This is a genomic window from Paraburkholderia fungorum (assembly GCF_003610895.1).
GTDB classification, from domain to species: domain Bacteria; phylum Pseudomonadota; class Gammaproteobacteria; order Burkholderiales; family Burkholderiaceae; genus Paraburkholderia; species Paraburkholderia fungorum_B.
Map to the genome: position 1 here is coordinate 100,488 of NZ_MCAS01000016.1, position 15,298 is coordinate 115,785.

Sequence of the window (15,298 nt, forward strand, 5' to 3'; positions counted from 1 at the left end):
CGGCAGCGCGGCCATAGCGAGACCTGGGGCGAACCCTCGATAGCGATATGGAGCGTGCATGCACCGATTCAGTTTCACGCAAAAGCTCTGGCTGCCACTGGTCGTCAGTCTGGTGGCACTGCTTGTGGTGTCCGTGTCGGCAGCATGGTTGTCCCGTCAGACTCGCATCGATGAGCGCAAGAACGATCTGGTGAACGTCGCGCATGTGGGGCTGAGCATTGTGAAGGAGTACGCCACACTTGCGCAAAACGGCACGCTCACCGAGGCGGATGCCCGCAAGCAGGCACTTGAGCGGCTGCGCAATATTCGCTACGGAGAAGACGGTTACTTTCTTGTGATCGACTCCAAGCCGCGCATGATCATGCACGCGGTGAAGCCCGCGCTGAATGGCAAAGACCTCGCTGGAACCGCGGATGCCGATGGCCGGCATCACTACGTGACGTTCGCTTCGGTCGCGCAGGCGCCGAACGGCGGCTTCGTCGATTACGTGTTCCCGCATCCACACGATCCGGCGAATACGGCAGTCGACAAGATCGGCTATGTCGTGCGGTATGCGCCGTGGGACTGGATTATCGCCACGGGCGCCTATGTGGACGATATCGACGCGGCCTTCAAGGAGTCGCTTTATATCGTTGGCGGGATATTTGCCGGACTCGCGGTGTTGCTGTCCACGCTCGTCTCGTTCACCAACCGCAGCATTCAACGCGCGATCGGCGGCGATCCGGCCTATGCAGCCCAGGTGGCCGGCGAGATCACTCTGGGCAACCTTGCCATCTCCATCGAAACACGTCAGACGGACAATTCAAGTCTGCTGCATGTCATGCAGCGCATGCGCGACGGGCTTGCCGATACGATCGGACAGATCAAGGACGCCGCCAGCAAAGTGGCAATGGGCGCAGGCGAGATTGCTGAGGGAAACGCCGATCTGTCCGCGCGCACAGAGAATCAGGCCGCCTCGCTCGAGGAAACCGCTGCCAGCATGGAGCAAATGACCGCGATGGTCAGACAGACGGCTGAGAACGCTCAAACAGCGAGTGAACTGACGGCGAATGCGGAGCAGATCGTCAATCGCGGTGGCGAGATGGCGACGCAGGCTGCGTCGACCATGCAGGAGGTGTCGAGCGAATCTCACAAGATGGTGGAGATCATTTCGGTAATCGAAGGCATTGCGTTTCAGACCAATATCCTCGCACTGAATGCGGCGGTAGAAGCTGCGCGGGCCGGGGACGAAGGGCGCGGTTTCGCAGTTGTGGCGAGCGAGGTGCGGATGCTCGCGCAGCGCAGTGCGGCGGCGGCAAAAGAAATCCGGGTTCTGATCAGCCGCTCAGCGGGAAAGGTGCAGAACGGTGTTGAACTGGTCGATAAAACCGGCCTGACAATCGAAGCCGCACGCGATGCCATTGCGAGAGTGTCAGGCGTTGTGCGGGAGATCACGGCGGCAACCGCTGAACAGAGCGCCGGCATCAACCAGGTCAACGTGGCCGTCACGCAGATGGATGGCATGACCCAGCAAAACGCCGCGCTCGTCGAGCAGGCGGCGGCAGCCGCGCAGTCGTTGACCGAACTGGCGCAACTGCTGCACGTTTCGACCGACAAGTTTCAGTTGCGGGAAGGCCTTGATGGAGATGGTCGGCGGGTGTCGTGAATCCGCTGAGACCGGGCACGTCAATGGCCGGCGGCGGATGCGTGCGATTGCGCCTGGTGACGACGATACATTTCGAGCGTGAGCGCCTCGGCGTCGTGTGACAGAAAGGTCGCGGCGCCTTCGGCCGAACCCTCGGCGGACTCGACCACGCGCGCGAACATCAAGGTCTCGAACTCCGACACCGCTTCGTCCCATGAGGCGCGTTCGCCCAGCAGCCGTGCAAGTTCGGCGGCGTCGAGCATCGCGTTGTTCACGCCTTCGCCGCCGAACGGCGACATGACATGCGCCGCATCGCCGATGAGTGTGAGACCTCTCCGATGTGTCCAGCAATGCCCCACAGGCAATGCATGGATCGGCCGCACGGCAAATTGATCGTTGCTGGCGCGAAGCAGATCCAGGATGTCGTCGGCGAAACCGGCGTACTCGCGAATCAACCCTTCGCGGACAGCTTTCGTCGACGTGAAATCGAAGCGCCGTTCCACCCAGTCTGGCGGAACGCGGAAGATCGCGTAACCGCGCAAGTGCGCGTTGCCGTTGCGCTGCACGATGAGCCCCTTGCCGTCGCTTTCCACGCCCATCTTGCCGCGACCCACGAGGCGCGCTAGCGCCGGATGCGAGCGGTCGACGTCGTCGATACCGAATTCGACGAAACACAGGCCGCTGTATTGAGGTTTGTAGGGCGACAGAAGCGGCCGTACGCGCGACCAGGTGCCGTCGGCGCCGATTACCAGATCGAATGGGCCTTCGAGACCGGCATCGAACAGCAGGTTCCAGCGCCCGTCGCCGTTGTCCTGCACCTCGCGCAGCGGACGGTTCCATTGAACCGTGCCGTCCGGCAGCGCATCGAGCAGCATGGCGCGCAAAGCTGTGCGGTCGACCTCGGGACGATTCCCGCTCGCGGTGTCCGGCTCCTCAAAAAGTACTTCTCCGTGTGCGTTCAGCAGACGCGTACCTTGATCGTCATAGCGGGCGATTGCCTGGAACGCATCGGTCAGCCCGGCGCGTTGCAGCGCCAGCAGGCCGGACTCTTCGTGCAGGTCCAGGGTGCCACCCTGCGGCCGTTCGAGCGGATGCGTGTCGCACTCGAATACCGTGGCGGCGATTCCCTGAAGGTGGAGCAGACGTGCCAGCGTGAGCCCCGCGGGGCCGCCGCCGACGATGGCAATCCTTGGGTTTGCATTCATGGGAGAATCCATTAAGATAGGTGCCTATGCAATATATATAGGTGCCTATTGATATGTCAAGCGAATCGCACATTGAAGATTCGGGCCGCCCTATGAGGTTGATCGGGCAGGTGTACCGAACATTTGCGAGGCTGGCCGACGCGCCGCTGCGTCAGTTAGGATTTGCCATGGGCCAGTTGCCCGTTCTGGTGACGCTCAAAAAAGGCGGCGCCTTGTCTCAGGCAGAATTGGCGCGCGTGGCGCAGGTCGAGCAGTCCAGCATGGCTCAACTCCTGAGCCGCATGGAACGCGACGGCCTGGTCAAACGCGTGCCCGATCCCGCCGATGGGCGCAGCCGGCTGATCTCGCTGACGCCACGTGCCGCGAAGCAGATGCCCAACGGCAAGCTGGTCATGGACGAGGTTTGTGACACCGCCTTGACGGGCTTCACGCCTGAAGAGCGAGTGCAACTACTGGGCTTGTTGCAGAGAATCGACGCCAATCTGGAGCGGGCGCTCGCAGATAGAGACAATGGCTGATCACATACGTATCAGGAGAGCGCGATGATAGAGCGGCACAGAGTCACGACAGCGTTTGAGCTTCCGGGGCACAGGATCGAGCGTTCCTTCGGCATTGCTCGCGGGATCATCGTTCGGTCCCGGTCTATTGTCGGCTCGCTTGGCGCATCGCTGCAGACCATTTTTGGCGGCAACATCACGCTGTACACGTCGCTGTGTGAGCGAGCGCGGCAGGATGCTTACGAGCGCATGATCGCGCAGGCGGCGGATCTGGGCGCAAACGGCATCATCGGCATGCGATACGATGCAACCGAGGTCTCGAGAGGCATCACAGAGGTGCTGTGTTACGGGACGGCGGTGCAGGTCACGCCGCTGGATTGACGGGCGCATAACGAGCGAGACAGACGGCCCGGTCGCATCGCCATGTTCAGCGTGCGTCCTGGCGTGCCGGAGAAGCATGTGCTGCAGCCCGTATCTCAGCCAGCAAGGCTTCGCCCGACCATGATGGGCGCGTCTCACTTCGCTCGGCTTCCCGCACGAGCTCGCATAACCGCTCGTTCACCGGCGCGCGTTGCCCGAGGCGCTCGGCGAGGCGCACGACTTCGCCATTGATCCAGTCGATTTCCGTGGTGCGTCCCGCCGCCAGATCGTCCGACATGGACGAGCGCGCGAGCGGATCGATCGTCAGCATCGTGCGGCCCAGGCGCTCGAACAGTGCGTCGGGCACACCGAGAAAACGCGGTATCCAGGTAGCCGGAAGCGGCGTCACTCTGGCCGGCCGTATGTTGGCCTGCTTCAGAAGCGCGAGCGCTTCTTTCTGCGCCATGCCGAGGCAGATCCGATAGGCGCGCTGCGAGAGCTCCTCTTTCAAAGGCCGGTTCGATAGCGCGTTGATCGCGTTGTTGAGATTGAGCAGCAACTTGGCCCACAGCACCGACACCATGTCGGCGTGCTGGATCAGCGGCAGATCCGCTTTGCTGAAGGCGTCCACGAACGGCTGCAAGGCCGGCGCTTGGCGGATCTCAAGATGGCCCGCCGAACCCTGATGAAATGCACCGGGGCCGCGTTCGACGACATTGAACGGCACCATGCCCTCCAACACCGTGCAATGCGGCAGTGCGGCGCGCAGCACTTGCGCATTGCCAAGGCCGTTCTGAAAGCTGACGACGATCGCGCCGGGGTGAAGCACGTTCGCCAGTTCCGCCGCGGCCGTGGGTGTCGCCGCGGACTTGACGGTCACCAGCACGAGGTCGGCGGCGGCTGCGGTCGCTGCCTCCGTCGAAACGTCGATCCGCTCGGGTGGCACATGCCAGCGGCTATCGTCGTGCCGCGATAGCGTGATGCCGTGGCCGCGCAACTGGTCGGCGATGCGCGCGCGGCCAATGAAGCTGACCTCGTTGCCTCCGGCAAGAAGCCGTCCGCCGACATAGCAGCCAATGGAGCCCGCGCCGTAAACACAGATTTTCGCCATGCAGTCCCCAGGTGGTCCATCCAATTACAACAGGATCGCCACAAGAAGCCATTCTGCGCAACTACTTTTCTCTGTTGCGGCGCCGATCCCGGACGCGCCGGGACCGGCGCGCGTTCAGGGCGTGGTGCGGTTCAGATCATATTTCATGATGCGGCCGTGCCTGCCTTGCAGATCGCGCTCAGCCGTGTACACGTCGCCCGCGAGCGGCTGGCGTTGGGACAGCACGCCATCGAGCGCGGCGAGGTCGTCGGTATCGAGCCGCGCGCCGAGCACCTGCAGATGGTCGGCGAGATGGTCGCCGCGCCGTACCCCGACGATCACGCCGGCGACCTGAGGCTGCTCGAGCACCCAGCGCATCGCGACGGTTGGAATCGACAGGCCATGACGATCGGCGATCCGCTTGAGCGTGGCCAGCAGAAGCTGGAATAGATCCCATCCGCCGAAGTCGTCGATGATCAGCTTGTATTTCACCAGCGAGCGGTTTTCCAGCGGCTCGGCCGGTTCGGCCACACCGAGCCAGCGCTCCGACAGAAACCCGCCCGCGACCGTGCCGTAGCACAGCAGCTTCATGCCGGCCTGTTCGCAGAACGGCGCGAGCGAGAGGCTCGGGCGCTGGTCGAGCAAGGAATACTGAACCTGCATGCTCACTAGCGGCATGCCCGCGTCGATCAGCTCGCGAGTGTGCGCGGTATCGAAGTTGGTGCCGCCAACGTGCTCGATTTTTCCCGCGCGCTGCAGTTCCTTGAGCCAATGCATCGTGTCCAGATAGCCCGGCACGTCATAGTCCCACCAGTGAAGCTGAACCAGGTCGAGCCGCTCGACGCCGAGCCGCTTGAGAGAACGGTCGGCGGTCTGCTCGACGAGCTGACGGTCGACGCGTGCCAGATTGGCGAGATCGGGAACGAACTTCGTATGGACGCGCAGCTTCGCCAGACTATCCGCGCCGCGGGTGTTGGTGTACTCATGGCGGAACGCGCCGATCATCTCTTCGACGCCGGTATAGATATCGGCACAGTCGAAGGTGGTGATGCCCGCGTCGTAGTACGCGGCCATATCGGCGATCGCGGCCGCGCGGTCGACGCTTCCGTGGCCGCCCGCCAGTTGCCAGCCGCCCTTGAGCAGGCGCGAGATGGAATAGTGCGGTGCAAGACTTGTTTGGTACGACAGACTCATCGATCAGACTCCCTTCGACGGATGCTTTACGGCCGTGGTATCGGCATGGTTGAAGCCGCGCAAATTCGTGCGGGTGATCCGGAAGCGCGACGGGCAGTTCGGGTCGGGACAGGCGACGTCCGCGTCGGTGGTCATCCAGTCGTTTGGATCGGTTGGGCGTTGTTTGGCCGCAAGCAGCGGCAGCAGGGCAGCCAGCGAATAGATCGAGAACCCCTGCCCGGCGGGCAAATGAAGCATTTCCCCGCGCAGTTCGAAGAAATCACCGACCTTGGCCCCGCAATACAGGCGCGCGCCTTCGGGCGCGACCACTTCCACGCGCAGGTCGTATAGCGAGAATCCGTGCTCCGGGTCACCGCTAGCGGATTGGATGAGACTCATGCATTCCTCCAGTTAAAAATAGGGGATGCGATGCGCCGCATCCCCCTTAAAGGTTGGGCGGCGTCACCGACAGGATGATTTCGGTCGGAGCCTGCGAGGCGTTGCGATAGCGGTGCGGCAGGCGCGCGTCGAACGAAATGCTCTCGCCGCCGTTGACCGCGTAGTCGACCCCCGCGATCTGCGCGACCAGTTCGCCGCGTATCACATAGACGCACTCCGCCGCCGCATGCCCGCGCGGCTCTCCGGCCGACACTTGCCCAGGCTCCAGAACGGCGCGCAGCACTTCCAGCTGGCCGATGCCGTTCGTCAGCCGCTCGTAACTCACCTGGCCCTTCGGCGCGGTGAGCATGGCGCGCTGGCCCGGACGGGTTACGCAAACCGACAGTTCGGCCGGGTCCGCAAAGAGCGAAACCACCGACTCGCCGAACACCGCAGCCAGGCGGCGCATCGTCTCGAGGCTCGGATCGGTGACCGAGCGCTCTATCTGGCTGAGCAACGTGGCCGATACGCCTGCCTGACCTGCCAGCTCCCGCAATGACAGACCGTGTGCGCTGCGCAACTCCTTCAATCGTTCTCCGATCACTTTTCTGGACCTCGTTGGTGTGCTGCCAACCTGATCTGTGTGACGCACTTTATATAGTGTGACTGCACACGTCAAGCGGCTTAAATGAACTTGATGCCGGTATTCTAAGCTGGAATGGCTGGTTTATCCATCGGAATATAAGGGAAAGTAGCTAGGGCGTCAGGGCGATTTTATTTTTTCCACGCTTGAGTTTGTGTGCATCTTGGGTGCACACTTTCACCGTCATTTGTGCAGTCCAACTCTACAGGAGTCGTCATGTCGCACACCGCCCCGAAGCCGGGCGCAACCAGAAGTCACTGGTACCGCTGGCTGCTTGTCATTCCCTTTCTCTGGCAGGCCGGTCTCGCGCCGGCCGTGAACGACGTCGCGCTCACACCGTTCGGTGTGCCGTTCCCGATGTTCTGGCAGATGACGGGCATCGTCGTGACGAGCCTCGTGATCGGACTGGTGTTCCGCCTGGACCGGCTCGCGGGTGTCGAGGAAGAAGAGGCCGCGTTTCTGGTGGCGACGTCGGAACCTCTCGGAGAACAGCAATGAAACTCTCGATCGTTCTGGTCATTCTGCTTGCGACGGTGTTCGGCGCGATCAGTTATGGGCGCCGGACCCGGCGCGGGTCGGCGCTGGCGGAGTGGGCGGTCGGCGGACGCAGCCTGGGCACACTGATCTTCTGGTTCATCAATGCCGGCGAGGTGTACACGACCTTCGCCGTGCTCGGAATTTCCGGCTACGCCTGGGCGCTGGGGGCGCCGGCCTATCTGGCGTTCTGTTCGGTGTCGCTGAGCTATGCGGTCGGCTACTGGCTGATGCCCAAAATCTGGCGCGCGGGCCGTCTGGGCAAGCTGGTCACGCAAGCCGACTATTTCGCCGCCAGGTATGACGCGCGCTGGCTCGGCGTATTGACCGGCGTGATCGGCGTCGCGTCGCTGGTCGTCTACGTCGAGATACAGATGGTGGGGCTGGGGCTGATCGTGCAGTTGGCGCTCGGCGGCGTGATCTCGACGGCGATGGCGACCGTGGTCGCGGGCTTGCTGATGATCGCGTTCGTGTTCGTCGCGGGCATCCGCTCGGCCGCATTCGCCGCCGGCGTGAAGGATGTCCTGATGATCGTCGTCGTGATTCTGCTCAGCGCGACGGTGGCGAGCAAGGTCGGCGCTGCCTCGCTGCTGGATCTGTTCGGTATGGCGCAGGCGCGGCACCCGGGGATCGGCAAGTTTCCCGGCCTCGATCCGACTTCGCCAACTACCGCCATCTGGCTGATGACGTCCGCGATCAACCTCGCGCTCGGCAACTGGGTGTTCCCGCATCTGTTCCAGATGTCTTACTCGGCGCATAGCGCAACCGCAATTCGACGCAATGCGATCTGGCAACCGCTGTATTCGCTCGCGTACTTCTTCATCATCCTGCTCGGTATCGGGGCGCTGCTCGCCGATACGCATCCGCCCGGCGGAAATCTCAACGGTGCGTTGCTGCAATTCGTCTCCGAAAGGTATCCGGCCTGGACCGTGGGTCTGGTTGCGGGGACCGGCTCGCTGCTGGCGCTCGCGCCGGGCGCGCTGCTGTTGCTGACTGCGGGGTCGATCTTTACTCGCAATATTGTGCAGCCCTTCAAGCCCGATCTCTCCGAGCGTGCCTCGTTGATCCTGTCGCGTGGCTCACTGGTGGCGTTCACGGCCGCCGCGGTGTACCTGTCGATCAGTCAGAAGGGCTCGCTCGTGTCGATTCTGTTCGCCGCGTATTCGGCGATCGGCATGCTTGCCCCGGCCGTGTTCCTTGGCTTCCTGTGGCGGCGCACCAGCGCACTCGGCGTGCTCGCAGGCCTGATCACGGGATTCACTGCATTGCTGGCGCCCTTTGCGGCGCACTACTGGGCCACGGTATTGCCCGAGTGGGAGCCGGGCCTGATCGCCATGGCGATCAATGCGCTCACCGTGGTTCTTGTCAGCCTGGCGACGCCGGCGCCGTCGCGTATTGCCGTCTCGCATGGTCTGCTGGAAACCGATCTCCGGGTCAATCCGCTGGCTGCCGATCGCGAACTCGGCGTCTGATCGGACGGGCGCCACCACGTTGTTTCGATCTTCTCGTGCAAGCGGCGTCGAACCGGATGGTCCGGTGCGGCTTGCCATTACCTCATTGTGTCCTTTAGCGGAGTGAAAAAAGTGAAAAAAAGCGCCATATGCATCGCAGTCCTGATGGTGTTCCCGGCATTGGCTCTCGCGCAGAACAGTGTCACGCTGTACGGCATGCTCGACGCGGGGCTGACGCTGGTGAACAATACCGGGAAAGGGCGGGTCGTCGAAACGGACGTCTGCGGCCCGCCGGGTTGCAACCGCTGGGGTCTCAAAGGCACAGAGGATCTGGGCGGCGGCACCGCGGCGATCTTCACGCTCGAGAACGGCTTCAATATCCAGAACGGCCACCTCGGTCAGGGCGGCACCGAGTTCGGCCGCCAGGCGTTTGTCGGATTCACCAATGCCGCGTACGGCACGCTGACCTTGGGGCGGCAGTACGACTCATTGTCGGAAACCGTCGGGTATTTTCCGTCGAGCAATAACTTCGCGACCGGCTACGGCTCGCATTTCGGCGACCTCGACAATCTCAACCAGTCGATCCGTATCAACAACGCGGTCAAATATGTGAGTCCGGTCTGGAAGGGCCTGCAGCTCAATGGCATGTTCAGTTTTGGCGGACAGGCCGGAAACTTCGCGACGAACCGGACGTGGGCGCTCGGCGCGCTGTATACGAACGGCCCTGTCTCGATGGCGGCCGGCTATCTCGACATCAACAACCCGGCGACGAAGCCGGACGGAACCGGCGGCGTGTACGCGTCGAACGGCAACTACGTTGGATCCTTGAATCAGTACGTAGGCCTGCAGGACGCCGTCGCAATGAAGGTTTTCGCGGCCGGCGGATCGTACACGATCGGTCATGCGCAGTTGGGCCTGGTTTATTCGCATACCGAATTGAAGGACAGCCAGTACTTCGTGGTGAACGGTTTCTCGGGGGCGGGTGCCGGCAGCGACTTCAAGCTCGACAGCTACGAAGCGACCATGACCTACAACATTACGCCGGCCCTGCTGGTTGGCGGTGCGTACATCTACAACGCGGGCAAGGCCGGCTACCAGGGGCTGAAGCCGAACTGGCAGCAAATCAATCTCGGCGGCAGTTATGCGCTTTCGAAACGCACCAGTTTCTACGGCGTGGCGATGTACCAGAAGGCGGGCGGCGACGGCATTGCGCCGGTGTTCAACGCGGACGGCGGCGTCATCGGGCGAACCGCCATCGCGGAGATTCCGGGTGCCGGCTACGATTCGAGCAGCAGCAAGCAGCTTCTGTTCAGCGTCGGCATCACCCACAAGTTCTGATTTTCGTTTGAACCTCGGAGTCCCGGGTCCGGGCTCCGGGTGTGGAGTCAGCCGGGCATGGTCCCGGAGTGGGTCTCGATGGTGTGGCCAGCGCCCGGACCCACGCGCCGTAGGCACTCCAGAAAGAGTCCCACCGCCGGCGAGAGCGGGCGGTCCTTGCGAACCGAGAAGCCTACGTCGCCAAAGCAAGGCATCCCGTCGACCGGCAGGATCTGCAGACAACCAAGATTGGCAAGCTGTTGCGCGGCAGTGGAGGGCAGCAGCGCGACGCGAGGCGTGCGCGACATGATGCCGAGGTTTGTGAGCAGGGACAGCGATTCGACGACGTCTTGCGGCAACGGCAAACCGGCGGCATGAAACAGCGTCTCGGCAGTGGCCCGGAAAGGGGACTCGGTGTTCGGCAGGATCCACGGCCCGTCGATCAGTTGTCGGAGCGTCATGCGCTCACCTGCGCCGAAGCGCTGAGCCGGGCCGGCGACGATGCACAGGCCTTCTTCGAGCAGGGGATGGTGACTCAACAGAAACGCTTGCGCGACAGGCCAATCCGCCTCAGGCAAGCGGCCGACCACGACATCGAGTTCGGACGTTGCCAGCGCGGGGAAAAGCTGTGCGGTCGGTCCTTCACGCACGACGACACGCACCTGCGGCGCGCTCTCCTTGAGCAGTACGATTGCGTCCGGAACGAGTTGCGCGGCGGCGGAGATCAAGGTGCCGACCATGACTTGTCCGCCCGTGCCCATGCGAAATTCGTCCAGCGTGTCCGTCAGACACCGCATCTGCGCCAGTAGCGAAACGACATGCGGACTGAGAAGTTCGGCGAGTTCAGTGGGGATCACGCCGCGACTCGAGCGCTGGAACAGCGGCACCTCGAAGCAGGCTTCCAGTTCCTGGACGATTTTGGTGACGGCGGACTGCGTCAACCGCATCTCGTTTGCTGCGCCGACAAAGGAGCGGACCCGCAGAATGCTCTCGAAGACCGACAACTGATTGAGCGTCAGCTTGCGCGTGAGGGACAGCTGGCTTATCGACCGATGATGCATGGCAACCTCGACAGACCCACGAACGAGGCGCGCCGGCGGCGCGCTTCGCGACCTGCGGCAAGCTACATGCTGGTTCGCATCGACCACAGTTCGGGGAAGAAGCGATGATCGACGACATGACGCAACCACTGGACACCGCCTGAGCCTCCGGTCCCCGGTTTGAAGCCGATGATGCGTTCGACCGAGACGAAGTGGCGCCACCGGTACTGCGACAGGACGTCCGCGAGGCCGCAGAGCGCTTCGCCGAGCCGATACAGGTCGTGCGTCGGCGACGGGTTGCCATAGACCTTGAGCCAGGCGCGCTCGACCGATTCGTTCGGCACGTAAGTTTCCGCCCAGTCGCGCGAAAGGGCGCTGCTTTCGATCTGAAAACCACGGCGCGACAGCAGCGCGATCACGTCGTCGTAAAGGCTTGGCGAATTCAGCGCGGCATCGATCGCCGGCCAGACGTGCGGCACGTTGCGGTGCGCTTGCGCGAGTCTTGTGCTCTTGTTGCCGAGGATGAACTCGACATGGCGATACATGAACGAGAACTGCCCGGATGCGGTTCCGAGATGGTTGCGGAATTGATTGAAACCTTCGGTCGTGATGGTGCCGAGTATGTCCCAGGATTGCGTGATGTATTGCGCGAACGCCTTCGCGCGCGCCAGAATCTCCAGCGCTTCGCTTATGCAATCACCGCGGATCTGTTGTTGCGCGTTGTACAACTCGAAGTGCAATCCCTTGAACAGAAGCTCCTTCACCTGCCCGACGATGATGAAGCACATTTCGTCATAGCCCTCGCTGCGCGGATGCTGAAGCGCGAGCAGCAGATCGATGGATTCGTAATCGATGTACGGATTGCTCGTGCCCGGGTGATCGACGAGCGGCGCACCCTGGGTCTCGGCGACCGTGCGCTCGCGGCTCTCGTCGGTACTCAGCGGGATGTCGCGAGGTCGGACGGCCGCGCCGAACACGTCGGCACGAACGGTTTCGGGAATGTGCGGGGCGTAGTGCGGCATGTTCAGAATCCTTGAGTTGAATCGACCAGCGCGCGAACCGCCTGGCCAAGACCGGTGGTCCGATCGCCGAGGTCGAGCGCGATGTCGAAATGATTGCGGTGACCGACCTCGATGCATGTCACCTGCCGATCCCGCTCACGCAGCAGATCGGCGAAGCGCTGGCTTTGCCATTTGAATTGCGCAGTCTCGATGCCGCCCCACGCAACCACGGCGCTGGGAAAATCCGCCAAGGGGAAGTAGACGGGACTCAAATCGATCGCGTCGTTTCTGGTGAGGCCGACTGCCTGGTTGATGCTGGTCTGAACCAGAGGTTCGAGCTCGAAAATTCCCGAGAGCAGCACCGCGCCCTTGATCAGCCGGCGCGTTTGCGCGGCGCTCCCCAACCGCAGTGTTGCCATTGCCGCCAGATGGGCGCCCGCGGAACTGCCGGCCACCACCACGCGGTTCGGATCGAAGCCCAGCATTGCATGGCGCGCGTGCAGCCATTCGATAGCCGTGACGCATTGCCGGACCATTTCGTGAACGCTCGCGTGCGGCGCAAGCGTGTAGTCGATCGAGCAGAATGCGGCACCCTGCTCGATGAACCCGTTTGCGGCGAAACAGGATTCGTCTTTCGATAGCTCCTGCCAGTATCCGCCATGGATATACACGACGAGCGGCGCGTTCGCTTGCGAAGCAGGGAAGAAGTCCAGACGCTCGGCTGGCGCAGACCCGTAGGGCAGGTTGCGTTCGCAGTGCAGCGTGGCGTAAGCGCGTTCGCTGCCTGAACGGTATTCGGCAATGAACGCCGAATAGTCGCCGCCCGTGCAGGAGCTTGGCGAGTACCCGATTTCGAGTGCGGAAGCGTCAAGCGAACGCCATGACATGCGTGTCTCCGGTTAGCTGTTGATGTTGCGGTTATGGAGGTTATGATATCGAGCGATAGGCGGTAAATATTTGCAGAATATTGCCTGTAGACGTCGAATGTGGATAAACGCTAACAAACATGGCGCTATATGAGAGAAAATTTAATCGACTCCTTGTCCGCGACCGATCGCACGATACTCGACGCGCTTCAACGTGACGGCAGACACACCAGTGCCGAGCTCGGTGAGCTCGTGCACATGTCGCATTCGCCGGTCTGGCGGCGGATCAAGAAGTTCGAGGAGGAGGGCGTCATCTCCGGCTACCGGGCCTCCCTCGACCGGCAAAAGCTCGGATACACGACGCTGGCATTCGTGTCGATCGTGATCGACCGGCACGACGAGAAGACGGCGATTCGCTTCACCGATGCGGTGCGGTTGATCCCCGAAATCGTGTCGTGTCACGGCGTTTCAGGGCCCGAGGATTTCATGCTGATCGTCATCACGCGCGACCTCGAAGATTACTCGCGGATCCTGGTGCAAAAGCTGCGCAATCTGCCCGGCGTGGCCGGCTTGCGCACCAGCTTCTCACTGATACCGATCAAGGAGAACTTCTCGTTCTTCATCGATCTTGGGCAAGGCGGTGGGTTGTAGGCGCGCTATAGATGTGAGCGTTACCGCCACGCCTGCCGCGCGTGGCTGGACAGCTAGTCGTTTACTCGGTCATCCCTGCGCCCGTACCGCTGTATTGTGCGTTTTGCCGCGTACGGCATGCGGCATTCCGCATCTTTAGGCTGCACCTAATCCCCGCTTTCGCACAATCAAATTCCAGCCTGTTTTTGGTGTCGGCAACCTGCGCTCTACCTCGTGAACAAACGCGAGGCGACACCCAGGAACGATAGCTGAGACCTGTTCGTTCCTGCATCGAAGCCTGCTCTTGGAGATGGTTATGAACGGCCGGAAAGGATTGTTTAAATTGGGTGCGGCGCTCGGCATAGGGGGGATGGCTCTGGCCTGTTCGGCCACAGCGGACGCGAGCGTTGTGGTGGGCGTGGCGGGACCGATGACGGGAGAGTACGCCTCGGGGGGCGACCAGTTTCGCAAAGGCGCAGAACAGGCGGTGAAAGACATCAACGCGGCAGGCGGCTTGCTCGGACAGCAACTCGACCTGGTGGTCGGTGACGACGTCTGCGATCCCAAGCAGGCCGTTTCTGTTGCCAACAGTTTCGTCAACAAGAAGGTCGCATTCGTCGACGGCCATTGGTGCTCGAGTTCCACACTGCCCGCATCCGATGTCTACAACGATGCGCAGATTCCGCAGGTCACCGTATCGACCAACCCCAAGATCACCGAACGCGGTATCAAGGGGATCTTCCGTATCACCGGCAGAGACGATCAGCAGGGACAGGTCGCAGCCGACTATATCGCCGCAAACTTCAAGGGTAAGAAGATCGCCGTGATCGACGACAAGACGGCGTATGGCGGCGGTCTGGCGGACGAGATTGCAAAAGATCTGGCGGCGAAGCAGACCCCCGTGGCGCTGCGCCAGTCGATCACGGCTGGTGAGAAGGACTACTCCGGCCTGATTAGCAAACTGAAGGCGAACGGCATTCAGATCCTGGCGTATGGCGGGTACTACCAGGAAGTGGCATTGATCCTGCGGCAGGCGGCGCAGGCGGGTCTCGATCTGACCGTGCTCGGTGGCGACACGCTAACGAACAATGAACTGGTGAGCGCCGCAGGGCCGGAGATCAACAAGGTGCTGTTCACCTTCCCGCCAGATCCGCGCAAGAGTGCGGCGGCTGCAAAGGTGGTCGCGGCGTTGCGCGCGCAGAAGATCGAGCCGGAAGGCTACATGCTGTACTCATACGCCGCCATGCAGGTGTTCGCGCAGGCCGCGAAGAAAGCCAACTCCATCGACTATGCGGCGATCGTCAAGCAGCTTCACAACGCATCATTCAGCACGGTGGTCGGCCAGGTGGACTTCGACGCGAAAGGCGATCTGAAGAGCCCCGGCTACGTGGTCTACCGGTGGAAGGGCAACAACTACGACTATGTGAAATGACACGTTCTGTCTAGTCTACGCAGCACGGAACGAGGCGGCGTGTCGGTCCATTGCGCC

At 62.2% G+C, this 15,298-nt stretch carries 16 protein-coding genes; 8 read left to right on the forward strand and 8 right to left on the reverse strand.

Annotated features, from left to right (window positions below; translation table 11 throughout):
• Nucleotides 1-58: 58 nt before the first annotated feature.
• Nucleotides 59-1,645, forward strand: coding sequence for a methyl-accepting chemotaxis protein (locus tag BCY88_RS17510; protein WP_120345477.1), 1,587 nt, complete (start codon nucleotides 59-61; stop codon nucleotides 1,643-1,645).
• Nucleotides 1,646-1,665: 20 nt separating this feature from the next.
• On the opposite strand, the gene BCY88_RS17515 is transcribed toward BCY88_RS17510, so the two are convergent.
• Nucleotides 1,666-2,829 (reverse strand): FAD-dependent oxidoreductase, encoded by a 1,164-nt coding sequence (locus BCY88_RS17515; RefSeq protein ID WP_120345478.1) that lies wholly within the window; start codon nucleotides 2,827-2,829, stop codon nucleotides 1,666-1,668.
• 53 nt (nucleotides 2,830-2,882) lie between these two features.
• On the opposite strand from BCY88_RS17515, the gene BCY88_RS17520 reads away from it, so the two are divergent.
• Nucleotides 2,883-3,347 carry a MarR family winged helix-turn-helix transcriptional regulator gene (locus BCY88_RS17520; RefSeq protein WP_120345479.1) on the forward strand — a complete coding sequence of 155 codons (465 nt, stop codon included), beginning with the start codon at nucleotides 2,883-2,885 and terminating at the stop codon, nucleotides 3,345-3,347.
• Nucleotides 3,348-3,371: 24 nt separating this feature from the next.
• Nucleotides 3,372-3,707, forward strand: coding sequence for a YbjQ family protein (locus BCY88_RS17525; protein ID WP_120345480.1), 336 nt, complete (start codon nucleotides 3,372-3,374; stop codon nucleotides 3,705-3,707).
• A gap of 46 nt (nucleotides 3,708-3,753) precedes the next feature.
• Here BCY88_RS17525 and BCY88_RS17530 read toward each other — a convergent pair whose 3' ends face one another.
• The 4 genes from BCY88_RS17530 to BCY88_RS17545 all read right to left on the reverse strand — a co-directional run bounded on the left by BCY88_RS17530 (nucleotide 3,754) and on the right by BCY88_RS17545 (nucleotide 6,916).
• Nucleotides 3,754-4,797 carry a 2-dehydropantoate 2-reductase gene (locus BCY88_RS17530; RefSeq protein ID WP_120345481.1) on the reverse strand — a complete coding sequence of 348 codons (1,044 nt, stop codon included), beginning with the start codon at nucleotides 4,795-4,797 and terminating at the stop codon, nucleotides 3,754-3,756.
• Nucleotides 4,798-4,911: 114 nt separating this feature from the next.
• Entirely contained in the window at nucleotides 4,912-5,970 is a 1,059-nt protein-coding gene (locus tag BCY88_RS17535; protein WP_120345482.1) for an aldo/keto reductase, read from the reverse strand.
• Between the two features lie 3 nt (nucleotides 5,971-5,973).
• Nucleotides 5,974-6,348, reverse strand: a complete 375-nt coding sequence (locus BCY88_RS17540; protein WP_120345483.1) for a TIGR04076 family protein — start codon at nucleotides 6,346-6,348, stop codon at nucleotides 5,974-5,976.
• Nucleotides 6,349-6,394: 46 nt separating this feature from the next.
• Nucleotides 6,395-6,916 (reverse strand): helix-turn-helix domain-containing protein, encoded by a 522-nt coding sequence (locus BCY88_RS17545; protein WP_259461431.1) that lies wholly within the window; start codon nucleotides 6,914-6,916, stop codon nucleotides 6,395-6,397.
• A 270-nt stretch (nucleotides 6,917-7,186) separates the two neighbouring features.
• Here BCY88_RS17545 and BCY88_RS17550 point away from each other — a divergent pair, with 270 nt between their 5' ends.
• The 3 genes from BCY88_RS17550 to BCY88_RS17560 all read left to right on the forward strand — a co-directional run bounded on the left by BCY88_RS17550 (nucleotide 7,187) and on the right by BCY88_RS17560 (nucleotide 10,293).
• Nucleotides 7,187-7,468 carry a DUF3311 domain-containing protein gene (locus BCY88_RS17550; protein WP_120345485.1) on the forward strand — a complete coding sequence of 94 codons (282 nt, stop codon included), beginning with the start codon at nucleotides 7,187-7,189 and terminating at the stop codon, nucleotides 7,466-7,468.
• Nucleotides 7,465-8,976, forward strand: a complete 1,512-nt coding sequence (locus BCY88_RS17555) for a sodium:solute symporter family protein (RefSeq protein WP_120345486.1) — start codon at nucleotides 7,465-7,467, stop codon at nucleotides 8,974-8,976. Before BCY88_RS17550 ends, BCY88_RS17555 begins: the two co-directional genes overlap by 4 nt.
• Before the next feature lie 111 nt (nucleotides 8,977-9,087).
• Nucleotides 9,088-10,293 carry a porin gene (locus BCY88_RS17560; RefSeq protein WP_259461432.1) on the forward strand — a complete coding sequence of 402 codons (1,206 nt, stop codon included), beginning with the start codon at nucleotides 9,088-9,090 and terminating at the stop codon, nucleotides 10,291-10,293.
• 47 nt (nucleotides 10,294-10,340) lie between these two features.
• On the opposite strand, the gene BCY88_RS17565 is transcribed toward BCY88_RS17560, so the two are convergent.
• The 3 genes from BCY88_RS17565 to BCY88_RS17575 all read right to left on the reverse strand — a co-directional run bounded on the left by BCY88_RS17565 (nucleotide 10,341) and on the right by BCY88_RS17575 (nucleotide 13,200).
• Entirely contained in the window at nucleotides 10,341-11,333 is a 993-nt protein-coding gene (locus BCY88_RS17565; protein ID WP_120345488.1) for a LysR family transcriptional regulator, read from the reverse strand.
• Between the two features lie 62 nt (nucleotides 11,334-11,395).
• On the reverse strand, nucleotides 11,396-12,334 hold the full coding sequence (locus BCY88_RS17570; protein ID WP_120345489.1) for a tryptophan 2,3-dioxygenase: 939 nt from the start codon (nucleotides 12,332-12,334) through the stop codon (nucleotides 11,396-11,398).
• 2 nt (nucleotides 12,335-12,336) lie between these two features.
• Nucleotides 12,337-13,200, reverse strand: coding sequence for an alpha/beta hydrolase (locus tag BCY88_RS17575; RefSeq protein ID WP_120345490.1), 864 nt, complete (start codon nucleotides 13,198-13,200; stop codon nucleotides 12,337-12,339).
• Nucleotides 13,201-13,329: 129 nt separating this feature from the next.
• On the opposite strand from BCY88_RS17575, the gene BCY88_RS17580 reads away from it, so the two are divergent.
• Nucleotides 13,330-13,830: an Lrp/AsnC family transcriptional regulator gene (locus BCY88_RS17580; RefSeq protein ID WP_120345491.1), complete on the forward strand. Its 501-nt coding sequence runs from the start codon at nucleotides 13,330-13,332 to the stop codon at nucleotides 13,828-13,830.
• A gap of 295 nt (nucleotides 13,831-14,125) precedes the next feature.
• Complete coding sequence (locus BCY88_RS17585; RefSeq protein ID WP_120345492.1) at nucleotides 14,126-15,241, forward strand: branched-chain amino acid ABC transporter substrate-binding protein; 1,116 nt, start codon at nucleotides 14,126-14,128, stop codon at nucleotides 15,239-15,241.
• The last annotated feature ends 57 nt before the right edge of the window (nucleotides 15,242-15,298 follow it).